General features: G+C 28.9%; 1 pseudogene. It reads left to right on the forward strand.

What is annotated here, in order from left to right:
* Window positions 1-1,035 (forward strand): annotated as a pseudogene (locus tag MBCUR_RS02895) (hypothetical protein); the annotation flags it as partial.

Below are 1,035 nucleotides of genomic sequence, written 5' to 3' on the forward strand. Positions count from 1 at the left end.
ATGGTGGTGCATTGTATTTAAATGGTGGAGTTACAGCTATTACTGGTAAATCTAGTTTTAATGACAATAAAGCTATTAATGGTGGTGGAATTTACACTAATTCTAATTTAACCATTAACTCTATTGAATTTTCAAATAATATTGTTAGTTCTAATGGTGCTGGACTATATATTAGCAGTGGCAGTGTAAATATTTTAAATAATTCTAATTTCACTAATAATAAAGCTATTAATGGTAGTGGAGTTTACAGTAATGGTAAATTGGTTGTTAATAGTGTTTTATTTTTAAATAATAATGCATCAGCTAATGGTGGAGCTATTTACAGCTTAGATGATTTAAATATTTCCAATTCTATATTTAGCAAAAATAATGCCATATCCAATGGTGGAGCATTATATGTCAATGGAGGAACAACTAGAATATTAAGCAATTCAAATTTTTCATCCAATAGTGGAGTTAACGGTGGTGCGATTTATTCTAATGGTGTATTAAGTATTGTTTCAGCTAATTTTAATGATAATTTTGCAACTGGCAGTGGTGGAGCTATTTATTCTCTTAAAAACTTACAAATTTCTTCATCTAAGTTTAATGGAAACAATGCATCCACTAATGGCGGAGCATTATACTTAAATGGTGGAATTACAACTATTACTGGTAAATCTATTTTTAATAATAATAAAGCCGTTAATGGTGGTGGGATTTATACTAATTCTGATTTAACCGTTAATTCTGTTGAATTTTCAGGTAATGTTGTTAGTTCTAATGGTGCTGGGCTATATATTAATAGTGGTGCTGTAAATATTTTAAATAATTCTAATTTCACCAATAATAAAGCGACTAATGGTAGTGGAGTCTACAGTAATGGTAAATTAGTTGTTAATAGTGTTTTATTTTTAAATAATAATGCATCAGCTAATGGTGGAGCTATTTACAGCTTAGATGATTTAAATGTCATTGCTACTAGTTTTAATAAGAATAATGCTAATTTAAATGGTGGTGCATTGTATTTAAATGGTGGAGTTACAGCTATTACTG

Origin of the sequence: Methanobrevibacter curvatus (assembly GCF_001639295.1) — an archaeon.
In the GTDB taxonomy this organism is placed as follows: Archaea; Methanobacteriota; Methanobacteria; order Methanobacteriales; family Methanobacteriaceae; genus Methanoflexus; species Methanoflexus curvatus.